Here is a 16,191-nt window from a genome sequence, read left to right on the forward strand (position 1 = left end):
AAATTTTAATCAATATCCTCCTCACGATTTTATTCTACAAAATCACATATTAAATAGCAAAGACTTGTTACATTAACTTAATTATAAATTTACATTATAACTCCCAAGTATCTTCGCAAGTGGTTCTGCCAACCACGGTGGCGGAGCTGTCATCAAGAATATTGGTCTAAAGATTTTAGACTGTATCCCCCACAATGGAGACAATAACAAAAATCCCTCCTGTCGTAGAATAAAAAACTGCGTCAGGAGGGCTTTCGTATAACAAAAACATACAAATGGAGAATACCCGGCAGAAAAAGTGTTTCGGCTCAAAGCCCGAGAATCATATGATGCGCTTGTGCCGCAATCACATCACAGCTTGGCGTGATACGGGGAAATGTTTTTTGCATCGAAAAGCGAGCGAACTCATGCCCGCGCGCGGCCGCCGAACTTCTCCAGACAGCATGCGCGGATACAGTCCACCAGGAGCCGGGCCTGCGAGCTGAGAGGACGGCTTTTTTTGTAGGTAGCGACGACATCCCATTTCATTGGCTCGCTGTCGACGAAGAAGAAGCGCAGGTTCTCATCTTCGCAAGCTTCGGCGTAGCTCGTCGTGGCAAAGCCGACGCCCTGATTCTGACGCACGAAGTTCATCGCCGTGTGGATGTTGGGCGTGACAAGCCGTACGCCGGGCAGCACGCCGGCGTTTTCGAGGAAGGAGTAGAGCATTTCGTAAATGTTCTGGCTTTCCTGAAACATCACAAAAGGTTCGTTCTGGAACAGCGTGAACTGTTCCTCGCTGATGTGCGAAATACCTTTTTCGTCCGGCAGTGCGGCGAGAATGGGATTGCTGCGGCTGACGGCGAACACGGCAGCGTCGGTCATAAGGAATTCGTGCGTACAGGTGAAGCCTTGGTACTGGTTGGGCAGGTGCGTCAGCGCGAAATCGACGCGGTCGTGCTCGATCAGCGAAGCAAGGTGCTGGTGGGGCCCCTCCTCCAGACTGACGCGAATGTTGGGCCAAGCGCGCCAGAACACGCTCAGGATCTCCGGCAGCAGACTGGCCGAACGCCACGGCGTGAGGCCGACGCGAACTTCTCCGCGGTCGGGAGCCTTGAGGTTGGCAAAGCTGCGGCGCAGATTCTTGCCGCGCAGAATCTCTTCCCTGACGTAACTTCGATACAGTTCGCCGGCTTCAGTCAGCTTCAGTGGATAGGAAGAGCGGTCGAACAGCTCAATCCCCAGCTCATTTTCCAAGCGGCGCAGGTATTTGCTCAGCGACGGCTGCGAGACGTACAGTTTTTCCGCCGCGCGGGAGATGTTTCCCGTTTCGGCGATCGCCAGAAAATAATCGTAATTGTTCATATTTGTCGCCTCCGCATAAGTATTCCGAAATAGGCATGACTATTATATAACAAGATGAATTAGACAAACGTTTGAATTTCTTATATGATAGCCTCGTCGACAATAAATATTACTAACTAAATAGCCGCTACGATTGTTGACATAGCTCCTTTTGAACGCCGATACAAAGGCGCGGGCGCGTCAGGCGGAAGGTTTTTCGTAGTCCAAAATTATAACCCGTAATGAATAAATTTGGTTAAATTGAGTTTTCGAAAATCAACGCTTTAGTGTGACAAATTTTCTTCGAGCGTTTCCGCGGCAGGAAGTCGCGATGTTTCAAAATTTTTTCTCTGAGGTGGTTTACATGGCTAACATTGGCTGCAAAATCGTGATGAACTTTCCCCGTCCTCCCAAAGAATTGGTCGAGAAGTTCCGCGGCCTACCCGTGGCAAACATCGACGACTGCATGAACCGCACGGCGGCCGTGCGTCCCGAGATCTGCCCGTTGAACAGCGTGCCTCTGTTGGGCGTGGCTTTCACCGTCAAGGTTGCCGAGGGCGACAATCTGATGTTCCACAAGGCCATGGATCTGGCGCAGCCGGGCGACGTTATCGTTATTGACGCCGGCGGCGACGTCAGCCGTTCCATCTTCGGCGAGATCATGGCGCAGTACTGCAAGACGCGCGGCGTTGCCGGCCTGATGGTCGACGGCAGTGTGCGCGACCGCGACGAGCTGGCTGCCATGGACATGCCCATCTACGCCCGCGGCGCAACGCCGAACGGTCCCTACAAGAACGGCCCCGGCGAGATCGGCACGACGATCTCCTTTGGCGGTATCGTCGTCCGTCCCGGCGACATCGTGATCGGCGACGGCGACGGCGCGCTCTTCATCCACCCCGAAGAAGCCGAGGAGCTGGCCGCTAAGGCTCGCGCCACGTCGGAAAAAGAGGCTGTGTGGATCGAGAACATCAAGAAGACAGGCAAATTCGACCGTCCCTGGGTCGACGTCAAGTTGAAGGAAATCGGCTGCGAGATTGTCGAGTAGTTTTTTCTGCTCCGACAGCAACGCAGCACTTTAATCTATAGAAAAGAGGGTATTTGAAAATGATGAACTTCCGCAGATCGTTCCTTTCCGCCGTCTGTCTGGCCCTGTTCGTTTCCGCCGCATGGGGCGCCGATCCGGTCGTACTTCGCATGAACACGAACATCAGCGAAAACGACTTGAAAAACAGCTCCTTCGGTCTGGGCATCACGACGCTCGTCGAGCAATGCGACAAACTCAGCAACGGACGCCTCAAGGTCGAGGTATTCCCCCACAGCCAGCTGGGCAAGACGCCTTCCGAAGTGGTCGGCGGCGCTCAAATGGGGTCGTTCGAGATGTTCAACCTTGTGGCCGGCAGCTGGGGCGAGTACACCAACGCGTTCCTGCCCGTGAACACGCCCTACCTGTTCACCGACGAAAAGGTCCTTCAGGAGTTCCTCTACGGCCCCGAAGGCCAGAAGATCAAAGACAAGGTTCTGGCCGATACCGATACCCGCGTCGTTTTCTACGGCTGGCTGGGCTTCCGCAACATCATCAACAATGTTCGCCCGATCACGAAGCCCGAGGATCTCAAAGGGCTGAAGATGCGCGTGCTCTCCGATCGTTACACGATCAAGACGTTCGAGACCTTCGGCGCGCCTACTATTCAGGTTTCTTACAGCGAGCTGTACACCGCTTCGCAGCAGGGGCTGATCGACGGTTCCGACGGACCTTTCGTGAACATCTACAACTCCAAGCTGTACGAGGTCCAGAAGTATCTGTCCGAGACGCGCAACGCCTACACGCTGGCGGTCATGTGCATCGCGGAGGAAGCTTATCAGGGGCTGCCCGAAGATCTGCGCGATGCGTTCGACAAGGCCTGCGCTGCCGCTCAGAAGGTGGCCGAGGACAACCAGAAATTCGAGGACGCCTGCTTGAGCGAGCTGAAAAAAGTGATGACCTTCAACCAGCTCACTCCCGAGCAGATGAAGGCGTTTGAGGATGCCGCTCAGCCCGTGCGCGACATGGTCCGCCAAGAAATGGGCGACGAAGCCTGGAACGCGATCGTCAAAGAGATCGAGACCATCAAGGCCCGCCTCGGCAAATAGTTTGCCACAACTTCCTGCAAGCGGCCGCACATCTTTCGCGCGGCCGCTTGTTTTTGAAAAACAGTTTTGTGATACGGCTTACAATGTTTTGCAGTTAAAGGAGGCGCTTCTCTTGAAAAAAAGCGTTCTGAGATTCCTGAACGAATTCGAAGTCTATATCGGCGCCACGCTCTTCGCAGCGATGACAATCCTGCTGACGCTGCAGGTGATCACGCGCTATCTGTTCAACTATTCGTTCAGCTGGACGGAAGAGCTGTGCACCGTCTTCTTCATCTGGCTGTCGTACCTGGGCGCCTGCGGCGGCGTGTTGAAGGGCAAGCATCTGCGTATTGACGGCTTCCTCAACAGCCTGCACGGCAAGGCGAAAAAGGCCTTACTGATCTTCACCGATCTGGTGACGATGGGCTTCTGCCTCTACATGATCCCGCCGCTGATGAAGATCATCGCCAACTTCGCGAGGCGCAACAGCGCTACGATCCTGCTGCGTATGCCCAAATCGGTGATCTATGCTGTGCTGCCGTTCTGCTTCGCGTTGATGACGCTGCGCCTGATCCAGGACTGCTGGCGCATCGCCACGTCGAGCGACGACGACGTGAAAGTGACGACCAGCCGCTCCATCTTCGACGCGAATCTTGACGAGGAAACCGCTGAAAACGACGGAGGAGGCAAATAACCATGGAGAACAGCGTTGCCATCCTTTTCGGAGTGATGTTCGCGCTCCTTTTTCTCGGCGTGCCCATCGGCGTTTCCATCGCCTGCGCGATGCTGGCGCTGATCCGCTTCGCGCCGATCACCAAGCTGACGTTTATCGCTCAGTCCCTTTACTCGGGGCTGGACAACTTCACGCTGCTGTCGCTACCCTTCTTCATGATCGCCGGCACGATCATGGAAGGCGGCGGGATCTCGCGCCGCATCGTCAAGGCGGCCAACTCGGCGATCGGTAACGTCACCGGCAGCCTCGGTATGGTATCGATCATCGCCTGCATGTTCTTTGGCGCAGTTTCCGGTTCGGCGATCGCCACAGTAGCGGCGATCGGCTCGATCATGCTGCCCGCAATGGCTCAGGAAGGCTATAACCGTACCTACGCGACGGCGCTGATCGCCGTGGCCGGCAGTCTTGGCATGATCGTGCCGCCAAGCACGCCGATGGTCGTGTACGGTGTCACCAACAACGTCTCGATCGGCGCTCTGTTCATGGGCGGTTTTCTGCCCGCGATGGTCGTCGGCGGTCTGCTGATGACGGTGAACTACTTCACCTGCAGGAAATACGGCTGGGTGGGCAAGAATCACCGCCTCAGCGGCAAGGAAATAGCTAAGACTTTTTGGGACGCAAAATGGGCTCTTTTGATGCCGGTAATCATCCTCGGCGGCATCTATTCCGGCGTTGTCACGCCGACGGAAGCCTCCGTTGTCGGCTGCTCCTACGGGATCATCGTCGGCCGTTTCATTTACAGGGAGCTGACGTGGCGCAACATCTGGGAGATGTACAAGAAGAACACCAGCTTCATCGGCGCGATGCTGTTCACGTTCGCCCCCGCCGGCGCGCTGAGCTCGATTTTCGCTTATATGAAGATCCCTGCCAGGATCACGGCGTTCTTCATCTCGATTTCGTCCAACCCTTACGTGATCCTGTTCATGATCCTGATCCTGCTGCTCATCGTCGGCATGTTCCTGGAAACGACTCCTTCGATGCTGCTGATTTCGCCCATTTTACTGGCAGTCGTCCAGGAGATCGGCGTCAATCCCGTGCACTTCGGCATCTTCATGGTACTGGCGCTCTGCGTCGGCCTGGTGACGCCGCCGGTGGCCATGGACCTGTTCGTCGCTCAGTCGATGACGGGCATCGACATGATCTCTATCGCGCGCAAAGGCAAATGGTTCATTCTCTCGATGATCGCCGCGACGCTGATCATTCTCTATGTGCCTTGGATCAGTCTGGTACTGCCGAAATTCTTCGGCATGATTCGTTAAAATTTACAAGGGAAGAGGTCTTTTCACATGGCTCAGAATGTTTCTCTCGGTTATATCGGTTTCGGCGAAGCCGCCTATCACATGGCCAAAGGGCTGTGCGACGAGGGGCTGACGGGAATTCTCGCCTACGACGTGGCGATGGGCTCGGACGGTCCTTACAAGAAAACGGTGCTCGACCGCGTCGCCAGCGCCGGCAGCGTGACGGCCGCCGCTTCCGCAAAGGAACTTGTCGAGAAGTGCGACTTCGTCGTCATCGCCGTGCCCGCGCGCTTTACCCCCTCCACGGCCGATGGCCTGCTGCCGATGGCCCGCAAAGGACAGTACTTCATCGACGTGACCACGGCTCTGCCCGACATCAAGACGGCCGAGGCAAAGAAGTTTGCCGAAAAAGGCGCGTTTTACGTGGATTCTGCGATGCTCGGCGGCCTCGTCGGCTACGGTCACAAGGTCCCCATCCTCGCTTCCGGCGAAGGCTCGGACGCTTGGCACGACTCGATGACGCCCTGGGGCATGAACATCACGCTTGTCGGTGAAGGTTCCAAAGCCGGCGACGCTTCGCGCATCAAGCTGGTGCGCAGTGTCTTCACCAAGGGACTGGAAGCGCTGCTGACGGAGGCGCTTGCGTTCGCTCATAAGTGCGGCCTTGAAGACCGTTTCATGCAGTCGATCTGCGCCACGATGGCCAAGCAGCCGTTTGAAAAGCTCGTCGTCGCCCTGGCCGGATCGGACTTTGTTCATTCCGAGCGCCGCGGCTTTGAAGTGGGTGAAGCGATGGAACTGATGGGGCAGGTCGGCGTCAAACCGCTCGTTTCCGCCGGCGCCAAGGCGCGCATGGAGCACACCACCAGCTTCGGCTGCGCCAAGGAGCTGAACGGCGCGGCGCCCCAGTCGCTCGCCGAGATCTTCGCGCTGATGGACCGCAAAAACTACAACTAGGCCCATAGGACACAAGGCGCTCCGGCCAAGCCGGAGCGCCTTGTCGCACAGATAAAAGCAGGAGGAATAAAGATGTCCGCAGTGTATGCATACAACGATCTGCTGCTGAAAACAAAAAAAATCCTGCGCAGTTTCGGCTATTCAGAGGAAGAAGCCTCGTTGACCGCCCGCGTTCTCGTCGAGGCCGACGCGCGCGGCGTGCCCTCGCATGGCGTGGGACGGCTGAGTCCGTACCGTCAGTTTCTGGACAACGGCTTTATCCATCCCGGGCGCGCGCCGGAGATTACTTTCGAGACCCCCGTCTCACTCGTCGTCGACGGGCACAACGGCGTCGGCGGACTGATCGCCGATTTCGCCGTGACGCGCCTGATCGAAAAAGCCCGTCGGACCGGCGCGGCTTTCTGCGCCGTGCGCAATGCCAGCCACTACGGCATGGCCGGTCTCTTGACCGAACGCATCGCCCGGGCCGGAATGATCGGTTGCTCCTGCTGCACGACGCGGTGCAACGCCATCCCTACCAACGGCCGTACCCGCATGTTCGGCACCAACCCCATTTCCGTCTCCATCCCCGAAGAGAATGGAAACATGTTCCTGCTCGACATGGCGACGACGACCGCCGCCTTCGGCAAAATCGAAGTGTACGCCCGCCGCGGCAAGATTCTGCCCGAGGGCTGGGCCGTCGACAGCAGGGGGCAGAGTCAGCGCGATCCTGTCAAGTTCCTGCGCGCCTACAAAGCCGAACCCGGACTTGGCGGACTCGTCTTCCTCGGAGGCACGCAGGAGGCCACCGGCGGACACAAAGGCTACGGCCTCGGACTGCTTGTCGAGCTGCTTTCCGCCGGGCTGTCGATGGGCGCATGGAGCCTGCATTCGTATGAAAAAGGCGTCGGCGCAAAAGTCGCCATGTTCTTTTCGGCCGTTCGCCTCGACATCTTCGGCGATCCCACCGCCCTGCGCGCCCACATCGGCGAAATCCTCCGCGAAGTACGGAACGGCGAGACGGCCGAAGGTCGCGGCCGCGTCTGGATCCACGGCGAAAAGGAGCGCGAAGCCCGCGAGCGGGCCCTGCACGACGGCGTGGTTATAGACGACATTTCTGCTGCCAGGCTGGAAGAATTCCTCGCTCCGGCGGAGGGAAAACAACCGAATTGATTCATAGAAGGGTCTGTCTCAAAAACTCAAAGAAGGAGGAAGAAGCGGACTCTTTCTATTCGTCTTGTGCTCAATGAGGCATGGGAAAGGATTTCATTTCCGTCGTCGCCCCCTCGTCCTGGACAAGCTCTCCAGCCGTTGCCAAGAGATCGGCTGCCCCGCGTACCATCCGCAGATGGTGCTCACGACGATTCATGCTATTTCTTGACTGAGACACCAGGCAGCAAGAGTGCCTCGAGGAAAATCCACAAAGCGCGCAGCAACGGATTTCAAGTCCTTCGACAAAAAATAAAAAAACCGTCCCGAAGATCTCAGCTTGCGTGAGATCTTCGGGACGGTTTTTTATCGTTCAGGCGTTGGCGTTCCAGTGGACGTTGCATTTCTCCACGTAGCCGCAGGGCAGATAGGCCAGCTTGGCGTGGCGCAGGCCGGGGTCGCCCATGTCTTCCTCGCGGTTGGCGATCTTGTAGCTGCGGGCGTCGTGGAACAGGAAATCCTTGTTGATGACCTGATAGACTTCGTGGAACTCGGGCAGGCCTTTTTCGTAATGGATCATGATCAGCTCGGGTGTGACCGGTTCGGCCAGCGTGTAGGCGATCAGCCGGCCGTCCAGTTCGATGGCGCCGCCGATCAGGCCCATTTCCCGCCAGTGGTCGAGCACGCGCAGGATGCCCTCGCCCTCGGCGGTCAGCATCCTGGTCATGAATTCGTTCTCGTCGTGAGTCCAGGATCTTTGCAGATTTTTGATTTCCTCGGTCATCTCCGGCGTCAGCGTCTTGTACTGGGCGTTGAACTCGCGGCGGAACTTGTTGACGCGGTTGCGGCGCTTCATGTGCTTGTTGCCGGCCAGCGTCGCCAGCTCTTCGACGTTGTAGAGGTACTCGTAGCTGTCGCGGTCGTCTACGGCCGCGATCTTCGCGCCCAACTGTTCCTGCCAGATCCTGACGAGCGATTTGGGCACGTCGATGAAATCGGCTTCGTCACCCGCGTGCGCCCGCAGCTGTTCGGCCCAGTCGGCGCGGTGCCAGTCGCCCGCGGGAGCCAGCCATTTCAGATCGGGCTTGGTCTGGCGCAGCCAGATCAGTTCGGGCTCCCAGCTCGCCTCGTAGCCGAAGAAATCCTGCCAGGCCCAGAGGATCACAAAACTCATGTCCGACGAATATTCATCGCATCGTAACCAAAATTCTTTATACTTTTCGTATTGGGACACGTCCAAAGGTTTATAAATTTCGTTCACTGAAAAACGCCTCCGAATTTTTCATTCAATATATAATCGGTCGGATTACAAGCTCATTGTAACACAGCCGTCAAACAAACTGCGGGGACAGACTTTTTTCTTGCCCAGAAAAAGTTCCGCTAACTCAGGAAAATCCGCGCCAGCGCCACGGCGACGACGAGGGCCGGCAGCGCGTTCATCAGCTTCATTTTGACCAGGCCGAGGACCGACAGGCCGACGCCGATGAGCATGACGCCGCCGGTCGCCGTCATCTCCGCCGTCGCCGTTTCGGTCATGAGCGGCTGGATGAAGCGCGCGGAGAGCGTCAACGTGCCCTGATAGACGAACACGGGCACGGCCGAAAAAGCGACGCTGAGCCCCAGCGACGCCGCCAGCGCCACCGACATCAGGCCGTCCATCATCGACTTGGTCAGCAGCAGCGTCGGATAGCCGCCCAACCCTTCTTCGAAAGAGCCGAGCACGGCCATGGATCCGACGCAGAAAATCAGCGTCGCCGCCATGACGCCCTGCGAAAAATTCGAATCCAAACTCTTGAAGCGCTTTTGTATTCCGCCGGCGGCGCGTTCAATGCGGCCGTCGATGTCCAGTAGGCCGCCGACGATCGAACCGGCGCAGAGACTGAAGACCACGATCAGCAGGTTCTGCGTCTTCAGCGCCATGCCCATGCCGATGGAAACGGTAAACAGGCCGAGGCACTGCATCGGCAGTCTCATGATCTCCTCATTGACACGACGGCGCAGCGCGTAGCCCGCCAAACTGCCGGCCACGACCGCCAGCACGTTTACGACCGATCCGTACAGGGGAATCGTCTGCCACAGGTCCAAAAGAAAACCTCCCTCAAAAACAAGTACGTGCATTATATCACCGCGGGCGAAGAAAATGGCTCCGTCAAAATATAACCATTTAAAATCATTGGGCAGAACCCCGCTGAAGATGATAAAATGGTTGGGTTAAAAGCATGAGAGCGATTTGAAAAAAAGAAGCGCACCCGGCTTCTGTCAATGGAGGTTCAAGCATGGAAGAACAGGCGATGGGACGGGTCATACCGAATCCGCTCGTCCCGGAAATAAAAAGGAGCTATCTCGACTACGCGATGAGCGTCATCGTCGGCCGCGCGCTGCCCGACGCCCGCGACGGGCTCAAGCCCGTGCAGCGCCGCGTGCTGTACGGCATGCTGGGACTGGGCATCCGTCACAATCAGGCGTACAAGAAATCGGCGCGCGTCGTCGGCGAAGTCATGGGCAAATACCATCCGCACGGCGACGCCTCGATCTACGACACCATGGTGCGTCTGGCGCAGCCGTGGAATCTCCGCTATCCGCTCGTGGACGGGCAGGGCAACTTCGGCTCCGTCGACGGCGACGGCGCGGCCGCCATGCGTTACACCGAAGCCCGCTTTGCCGAACTCGGCGAGCTGATGCTGCAGGACATCGACGAAGACACCGTCGACTGGGGACCGAACTTCGACGAATCGCTGAAGGAACCCCTGACGCTGCCCAGTCTCGTACCCAATCTGCTCGTCAACGGCAGCACCGGCATCGCCGTCGGCATGGCCACCAACATGCCGCCCCACAATCTCGGCGAAGTGGTCGACGCGATCTGCTGCCTGATCGATCACCCGGAGGCGGAATTGGGCGAGCTGATGGACCGCCTGCCCGGCCCCGACTTCCCCACCGGCGGCATCATCATGGGGCGCGAGGGCATCGTCGACGCCTACCGTACCGGCCGCGGCAAGATCATCGTCCGCGGGCGCTGCGTCGTCGAAGAAGGGAAACGCCGGACCAGCGTCGTCATCACCGAGATCCCCTACATGGTCAACAAGACCACGCTGATCGAGGGCATCGCCAAGTGCGTGCAGGAACATTCCATCGACGGCGTCGCGGATTTGCGCGACGAATCGGACCGCCAGGGGCTGCGCATCGTCCTCGACCTGAATCGCGACGGCGATCCCGAACTGGTGCAGCGTCAGCTGTACAACCGCACGATGATGCAGAGCACCTTCGGCGTCATCAACCTGACGCTCGTCGACCAGCGCCCCGTCGAGCTCGGCCTCAAGAGCATGCTCGAAGTGTTCCTCGATTACCGCCGCGGCGTCGTGCGCCGCCGCACCGCCTTCCGCCTCGCCAAAGCTCAGGAACGCGAACACATCATCGAAGGCCTGTGCCGCGCGCTGGACATGATCGACGAAGTGATCCGCATCATCCGCGGCGCCCAGACCGCCGAAGAAGCCAGCCGCGGCCTGATCGAACAGCTGCAGTTCTCCGAGAAGCAGGCCCAGGCCATCCTCGACATGCGCCTGCAGCGCCTCACCGGGCTGGAGCGCGACAAGCTGATGGCGGAGATGGCGCAGCTGCTGGCCGACATCGCCCGCTACCAGGAGATCCTCGCCGACGCCAAAGTTCTCGACGGCGTCATCCGCGACGAACTCACGGAGCTGCGCCACAAGTTCGGCGACAAGCGGCGCACCGAGATCCGGCTCCACGTCGAAAGCACATCCGACTCCTACGAGGATCTGATGCCCGAGGAGAACATCGTCATCACGCTGAGCAAAGACGGCTATCTGCGCCGCTCGCTGCTCAAGGACTACAACGTGCAGAACCGCGGCGGCAAGGGTCGCCGCGGCGCCAACCTGCACGAGGAAGATCAGGTCGCCGGCATGGTCGTCACCACCACGCACAACGACGTGCTGCTGTTCACCAGCCGCGGCCGCGTCTTCGCCATCAAGGGGCACATGGTCCCCGAGACGAAATCCGGAAAAGGGCGCAAGGTCGAACAGTTCATCTCGCTGAGCGAAGGCGAAACGGTCGTGGAGATCCTCGGGCGCTTCCCCGACAACTGCAGCACCGTCGTGCTGATCACGCGCCGCGGCATCGCCAAGCGCATGGACAAGAGCGAGCTGCAGAACCTCACGCGCGCCGGCCGCCAGATCATGACGCTCGACGACGGCGACGACATCGCGCGCATCCGCTGCACCAACGGCCTCGACGACCTGTTCCTCGTCAGCGCCATGGGGCGCGGCCTGCGCATCAGCGAGGACGAGATCCGCACCATGGGCCGTTCCGCCCGCGGCGTCAAAGCCATGAAGCTCGGCAAGGACGACGAGATCATCTCCTGCGAAGTCATCGCCGGCGACAGCCGCATCCTGCTGGTCAGCCAGCGCGGCATCGGCAAGATCACATCCTACGACGAGTTCTCGGTCCACCACCGCGCCACCGGCGGCCAGCGCGCCATGCGCATCGGCGACCGCACCGGCCGGCTGGCCGTGGCCAACACCGTCTTCCCCGGCGACGAAGTGGCGCTGATGACGGCCGGCGGCAACATCATCCGCCTCGCCGTCGACTCGATCCCGCAGCTGGGACGCGACGCCGCCGGCTCCATCCTGATCCGCCCCGAAAACGGCGACGAAGTCGCCAACGTCTCTTTGATCCACAAGGAAGACCTCGTCCAAAGCGGCAGTCTTCGCGCCACGGAAGCGGCGCCCGCCCCGCAGCGCCCCGTCGAACCGACGCTGCCTTTCGGCGACGATGACGACACCGGCAGTCTGGAATTCGAAGACGTTCCCGGCGCCGTTCTCGACGCGCCGGACGCCGCTCCGGCCGATCCCGGCCGCGAGCCCGAAAAGGAGGACTAAGGCATGAGATTCGCCCCCGACGGCTCCTTCTTCATGAGCGCCGTCGCCGCCGCCACTTTGCTGCTGGCGTGGCTGAGCCGCTGGACGCTGATCGTGACGCTGCCGCTGGCGGCGCTGGTGTTCTGGTTCTTCCGCGATCCCGAACGCACGCCGCAGGGAGACGGACTCGTCAGCCCCGCCGACGGCGAAGTGATCGAGATCTGCGAGACCGAGCACCCCTACACGGGCAAGGCGCTCAAGGTCGGTATTTTCATGAACGTTTTCAGCGTGCACGTGAACCGCATGCCCTCGGCCGGAACGATCGAATACCTCGAGTACGCGCCGGGCAAAAAATGGTTCGCCAACGCCGATAAAGCGTCGCTGGAAAACGAACGCATGTACGTGGGCTACTCATCCGCCGACGGCCCCGTGCTGCTGACGCAGATCGCCGGACTGGTCGCGCGCCGCATCGTCTGCCGCCTGAAAAAAGGCGACCGGCTCGAACGAGCGCAGCGTTTCGGCATGATCAAGTTCGGCAGCAAAGTCGACGTTTATCTTCCCCTCTCGCTGAAATGCACGGCGGAGATCGGCCAGAAAGTCACGGCCGGGCAGACGGTCATCGCCGTCCGCGGCCAAAAATAAATCCGCGCCAATCTTCAAAAGGAGGCCAACAATGAAAAAGATCAAACTGCGTCTGCACTACCGCAAGAGGCTCAGAGGGATCCCCATCCGCAACAACATCCCCAACATGATCACCAGCGGCAACCTGCTCTGCGGCATGCTGTCGCTGATCCTCACCGTCCGCGGCCACTATCTGCCCGCGGCGTGGATGATCCCCTGCGCCGTGTTCTTCGACTTCATGGACGGCAAAGTCGCGCGCGCCATGGGCGTAAGCAGCGACTTCGGCGTCGAATTCGACAGCCTCGGCGACGTGGTCTCGTTCGGCGTCGCGCCGGCCGTCCTCGTCTATTCTACCTCGTTGCAGGCCCTGCCCGGCGTGGTCGGCGCGCTGATCGCGGCGTTTTTCGCGCTGTGCGGCGCCCTGCGCCTGGCCCGCTTCAACATCGTGCACCGCCCCGGCCCCTTTCAGGGCCTGCCCATTCCCGCCGGCGGCCTGTTCCTCGTTTCCATCGTCCTGGCCGGGCTGATCGGCAAAGTCCCCGCCTGGCTGATGGGCATTCTCGCCGCCGTCGACGGCTTCCTGATGATCTCGTCGGTGCCGTACGGGAATCTCAAAGCCATCAAAAAAGGCTTCATGAACAAGAGCAAGCTTTACGGCCTGGCGGCCTTCGCCGCCATCGTGTTCATCGCCGCCCGCCAGCGCGGCCTGCTGATCCTGATCTCCATTTACCTGGTCAGCGGCATCGTCCGTTTCGACTGGGGAACGTGGCTGTCCCTTCCCGAGCCGCAGCAGGAGGAACACAACGGCTGAGCGCCCTTCTCGTCTTTATTCTTTATTGATCCTGTCCAAGGAGGCGGTGTCATGCGCTGGAGAAAGAATTACATCGACGGCACCTTCGGCGACAAGACGGTGATTCTGACCACAGGCGTCATCGACCGCCCGCGCAAGGTCGCGCTCCTTTTCCACGGCGTCCACAGCAACGCCAGTTCGGAACCGGGCAACAAGTACGCCCGCATCGGCGCCGCCCTGGCGGAAAACCGCATCATGCCCGTTCTCGCCGAGAGCAGCCGCAAAGTGCGCAACCGTCACGACTACGCCAACGTGCCGTTGCGATGGATCTACGACGCCTTCGACGGCAAGACCTACGCCGAAGAGCTCGAAGACTTCTACAACGCCTACGAAGCCGCGCGCGCCCTCTACTCCAGCCTGCCGCTGACGCTTTGGGGCTTTTCTCTGGGGGGCTTGAGCGCGCTGCTCATCGCCGGCGGCGCCATGACCGGCGGGGCCGCGCCCAGCGGCATCGAAGGGCTGATCCTCTGCGGCAGCGGCGACGCGGTCTTTCCCGAGAACAAAGAAATTTTCAAGCTGCCGATCCTGAGCAGCCTCGAACGAAACGACCGTCTCCTGCAGGCCGCACGCGGCGTGAACGTCCGCTGGGCGCGCGTTTTCCGCGGCGGCGAGGACGCCACGTTCCCGAGCGATTCCTGCCGCCGGATCTTCGACGCGCTGGCCGTAGCGGACAAAAAATATTACGAGATCGACGGCAGCGACCATTCCTTCCGCTTTTTGCACGGGATGCCCTCGCGCCGCCCGCTCGAAGAAATCTACCGCCGCGTGCCGCAGCTGTTCGCCGCGTCATGAAACGACAGGCGGCGCTCCCCCAAGGGGGAGCGCCGCCTGCGTCCGTTTTAAGAGGGGCGCGTTTCCGGCCGCCCTCATCGGCCGCCTTCACGTAAACCGGGAGCTGCCGGCGCCGGGAACCGTCGAAACGTTCTTTGATCAGTTCAGTTTCAGATCGCCCGGCTTCACCCAGCCGATCTTCCGCAGAGCCAGATTCAGGAGCGGACAGATGACCGCAGGCAGGACGAACGCGACCAGCAGAAGCCCGATCCAGTCCGTTGCCGTGACCGAAACGCGCGCGCCGCCGGAGATCTCTTTGACCCAGCCCGAATAAACGCCGATCGGCCCGACCAGCCCGCAGGTGCCCATGCCGGAGGATACCGGCGCGCCGTTCATTTCCAGCCGGAAAAGACACGTCGCCAGCGGCCCGGTGATCGCCGAGGTAACCACAGGCGCGATCCATATACGGGGATTTTTCACGATGTTGCCCATTTGCAGCATCGAAGTGCCGAGCCCCTGAGAGATCAGGCCGCCCCATCGGTTTTCCGGAAAGGACATGACGGCGAAGCCCACCATCTGCGCGCAGCAGCCGGCGACAGCCGCGCCGCCGGCAAGCCCCGTCAGCCCCAACGCCGCGCAGATCGCCGCCGACGAGATCGGCAGCGTCAGCGCCAGGCCGACGACGACGGAAACGACGATCCCCATCCAAAACGGCTGAAGCGTCGTCGCGACCATGACGATATTGCCGATTTTCATCGCGGCTTCGCCCAGCGCCGGAGCCCACCACGCGGACAAAGCGGCGCCGACTCCGATCGTCACGAGAGGCGTAACCAGAATGTCAACTTTGGTCTCCCTGGAAACAGCTTTTCCAAGCTCGGCCGCGACGATCGCCACAAACAGAACGGACAGCGGTCCGCCCGCGCCGCCAAGCGCGTTGGCGGAAAAGCCGACCGAAACGAGCGAAAACAGCACGAGCGGCGGGCAATGCAGGGCATAGCCGATGGCCGTGGCCATAGCCGGACCGCTCATGACCGAGGCAAGCCCGCCCACGGTGTAGACCGTTCCTCTGATGGCGATGATGGGCTCCGTCAGGCATGAAATCCGAAACTGGATGCCCAGCGTGTTGACGATGGTGCCGATCAGCAGCGAACAAAACAGTCCCTGCGCCATCGCTCCCAGCGCGTCGATGCAATATCGCCTGACCGAAATTTCGATGTCCTTGCGGCGCAAAAATCGTTTTACCTTTTCCACTTGCGTTCCCCACTTTTCATTTTTTTCGCACAGCAAACGTCCCGACCTGTTCTGACAGGCCGGGACGATCGTCCTGTCAGGGTTCTCACCGACCGCCGCCTCGCATTATCAGCCCCCGTGGCAAGGGCGGAGCGCATTCGATATTTCCGGCCGGGAACCGGTGCGATTTTACCATTGCCCAGGGCTTTTTTCAAAGGTCCGGCGGCTGCCCCAGGGCAATCGCTTACGAAAATCCACTCGAGGAAATTGCCATTAAGCTCACGAGAAGAAGAAAGCCGCAACGCAGAAAAGTAAGTTCATCCCAAGAAAGCCTCCCTGCGGTAGAATACAAAGAAACAC

At 59.8% G+C, this 16,191-nt stretch carries 14 protein-coding genes; 10 read left to right on the forward strand and 4 right to left on the reverse strand.

Annotated features, from left to right (window positions below):
- Positions 1-405 precede the first annotated feature (405 nt).
- Positions 406-1,344 carry a LysR family transcriptional regulator gene (locus D7D26_RS06880; RefSeq protein WP_120372545.1) on the reverse strand — a complete coding sequence of 313 codons (939 nt, stop codon included), beginning with the start codon at positions 1,342-1,344 and terminating at the stop codon, positions 406-408.
- 343 nt (positions 1,345-1,687) lie between these two features.
- Here D7D26_RS06880 and D7D26_RS06885 point away from each other — a divergent pair, with 343 nt between their 5' ends.
- The 6 genes from D7D26_RS06885 (at position 1,688) to D7D26_RS06910 (ending at position 7,512) form a co-directional block, all read left to right on the forward strand.
- The gene (locus D7D26_RS06885; protein ID WP_078016796.1) at positions 1,688-2,368 is read left to right on the forward strand and encodes an RraA family protein; all 681 of its coding nucleotides are present in this window, start codon (positions 1,688-1,690) and stop codon (positions 2,366-2,368) included.
- Positions 2,369-2,430: 62 nt separating this feature from the next.
- The gene (locus D7D26_RS06890; RefSeq protein WP_158606298.1) at positions 2,431-3,453 is read left to right on the forward strand and encodes a TRAP transporter substrate-binding protein; all 1,023 of its coding nucleotides are present in this window, start codon (positions 2,431-2,433) and stop codon (positions 3,451-3,453) included.
- A 112-nt stretch (positions 3,454-3,565) separates the two neighbouring features.
- Positions 3,566-4,126, forward strand: a complete 561-nt coding sequence (locus D7D26_RS06895) for a TRAP transporter small permease (protein ID WP_158606299.1) — start codon at positions 3,566-3,568, stop codon at positions 4,124-4,126.
- A 2-nt stretch (positions 4,127-4,128) separates the two neighbouring features.
- Complete coding sequence (locus D7D26_RS06900) at positions 4,129-5,424, forward strand: TRAP transporter large permease (protein ID WP_078016784.1); 1,296 nt, start codon at positions 4,129-4,131, stop codon at positions 5,422-5,424.
- A gap of 27 nt (positions 5,425-5,451) precedes the next feature.
- Positions 5,452-6,360: an NAD(P)-binding domain-containing protein gene (locus D7D26_RS06905; protein ID WP_120372546.1), complete on the forward strand. Its 909-nt coding sequence runs from the start codon at positions 5,452-5,454 to the stop codon at positions 6,358-6,360.
- Positions 6,361-6,432: 72 nt separating this feature from the next.
- Positions 6,433-7,512, forward strand: coding sequence for an Ldh family oxidoreductase (locus D7D26_RS06910; RefSeq protein ID WP_120372547.1), 1,080 nt, complete (start codon positions 6,433-6,435; stop codon positions 7,510-7,512).
- A 349-nt stretch (positions 7,513-7,861) separates the two neighbouring features.
- On the opposite strand, the gene D7D26_RS06915 is transcribed toward D7D26_RS06910, so the two are convergent.
- Together D7D26_RS06915 and D7D26_RS06920 are read right to left on the reverse strand one after the other, a co-directional pair.
- Positions 7,862-8,749 (reverse strand): DUF2156 domain-containing protein, encoded by an 888-nt coding sequence (locus D7D26_RS06915; RefSeq protein WP_342447426.1) that lies wholly within the window; start codon positions 8,747-8,749, stop codon positions 7,862-7,864.
- A gap of 119 nt (positions 8,750-8,868) precedes the next feature.
- The gene (locus D7D26_RS06920; protein WP_120372549.1) at positions 8,869-9,573 is read right to left on the reverse strand and encodes a DUF554 domain-containing protein; all 705 of its coding nucleotides are present in this window, start codon (positions 9,571-9,573) and stop codon (positions 8,869-8,871) included.
- Positions 9,574-9,764: 191 nt separating this feature from the next.
- Here D7D26_RS06920 and gyrA point away from each other — a divergent pair, with 191 nt between their 5' ends.
- Genes gyrA through D7D26_RS06940 form a run of 4 tightly spaced genes read left to right on the forward strand, consistent with a single transcriptional unit; the run spans position 9,765 to position 14,622 of the window.
- A complete protein-coding gene (gene gyrA, locus D7D26_RS06925) occupies positions 9,765-12,380 on the forward strand; it encodes a DNA gyrase subunit A (RefSeq protein ID WP_120372550.1) in 2,616 nt (871 codons plus the stop codon).
- Positions 12,381-12,383: 3 nt separating this feature from the next.
- A complete protein-coding gene (locus D7D26_RS06930) occupies positions 12,384-13,001 on the forward strand; it encodes a phosphatidylserine decarboxylase (RefSeq protein WP_120372551.1) in 618 nt (205 codons plus the stop codon).
- 31 nt (positions 13,002-13,032) lie between these two features.
- Positions 13,033-13,791, forward strand: coding sequence for a CDP-diacylglycerol--serine O-phosphatidyltransferase (gene pssA / locus D7D26_RS06935; protein ID WP_120372552.1), 759 nt, complete (start codon positions 13,033-13,035; stop codon positions 13,789-13,791).
- 51 nt (positions 13,792-13,842) lie between these two features.
- Complete coding sequence (locus D7D26_RS06940; protein WP_078016791.1) at positions 13,843-14,622, forward strand: alpha/beta hydrolase; 780 nt, start codon at positions 13,843-13,845, stop codon at positions 14,620-14,622.
- Positions 14,623-14,760: 138 nt separating this feature from the next.
- Here the strand turns inward: D7D26_RS06940 and D7D26_RS06945 are convergent, their stop codons facing one another.
- On the reverse strand, positions 14,761-15,852 hold the full coding sequence (locus tag D7D26_RS06945) for a PTS transporter subunit IIC (RefSeq protein WP_120372553.1): 1,092 nt from the start codon (positions 15,850-15,852) through the stop codon (positions 14,761-14,763).
- Positions 15,853-16,191 lie beyond the last annotated feature (339 nt).

The sequence above is a fragment of the Pyramidobacter sp. CG50-2 genome, assembly GCF_003612005.1.
In the GTDB taxonomy this organism is placed as follows: domain Bacteria; phylum Synergistota; class Synergistia; order Synergistales; family Dethiosulfovibrionaceae; genus Pyramidobacter.

Coding starts and splice junctions, on each gene's coding strand:
- D7D26_RS06880 (WP_120372545.1), bottom strand. CDS start 1,344: ATGAACAATTACGATTATTTTCTGGCGATCGCCGAAACGGGAAACATC.
- D7D26_RS06885 (WP_078016796.1), top strand. CDS start 1,688: ATGGCTAACATTGGCTGCAAAATCGTGATGAACTTTCCCCGTCCTCCC.
- D7D26_RS06890 (WP_158606298.1), top strand. CDS start 2,431: ATGAACTTCCGCAGATCGTTCCTTTCCGCCGTCTGTCTGGCCCTGTTC.
- D7D26_RS06900 (WP_078016784.1), top strand. CDS start 4,129: ATGGAGAACAGCGTTGCCATCCTTTTCGGAGTGATGTTCGCGCTCCTT.
- D7D26_RS06905 (WP_120372546.1), top strand. CDS start 5,452: ATGGCTCAGAATGTTTCTCTCGGTTATATCGGTTTCGGCGAAGCCGCC.
- D7D26_RS06910 (WP_120372547.1), top strand. CDS start 6,433: ATGTCCGCAGTGTATGCATACAACGATCTGCTGCTGAAAACAAAAAAA.
- gyrA (WP_120372550.1), top strand. CDS start 9,765: ATGGAAGAACAGGCGATGGGACGGGTCATACCGAATCCGCTCGTCCCG.
- D7D26_RS06930 (WP_120372551.1), top strand. CDS start 12,384: ATGAGATTCGCCCCCGACGGCTCCTTCTTCATGAGCGCCGTCGCCGCC.
- pssA (WP_120372552.1), top strand. CDS start 13,033: ATGAAAAAGATCAAACTGCGTCTGCACTACCGCAAGAGGCTCAGAGGG.
- D7D26_RS06940 (WP_078016791.1), top strand. CDS start 13,843: ATGCGCTGGAGAAAGAATTACATCGACGGCACCTTCGGCGACAAGACG.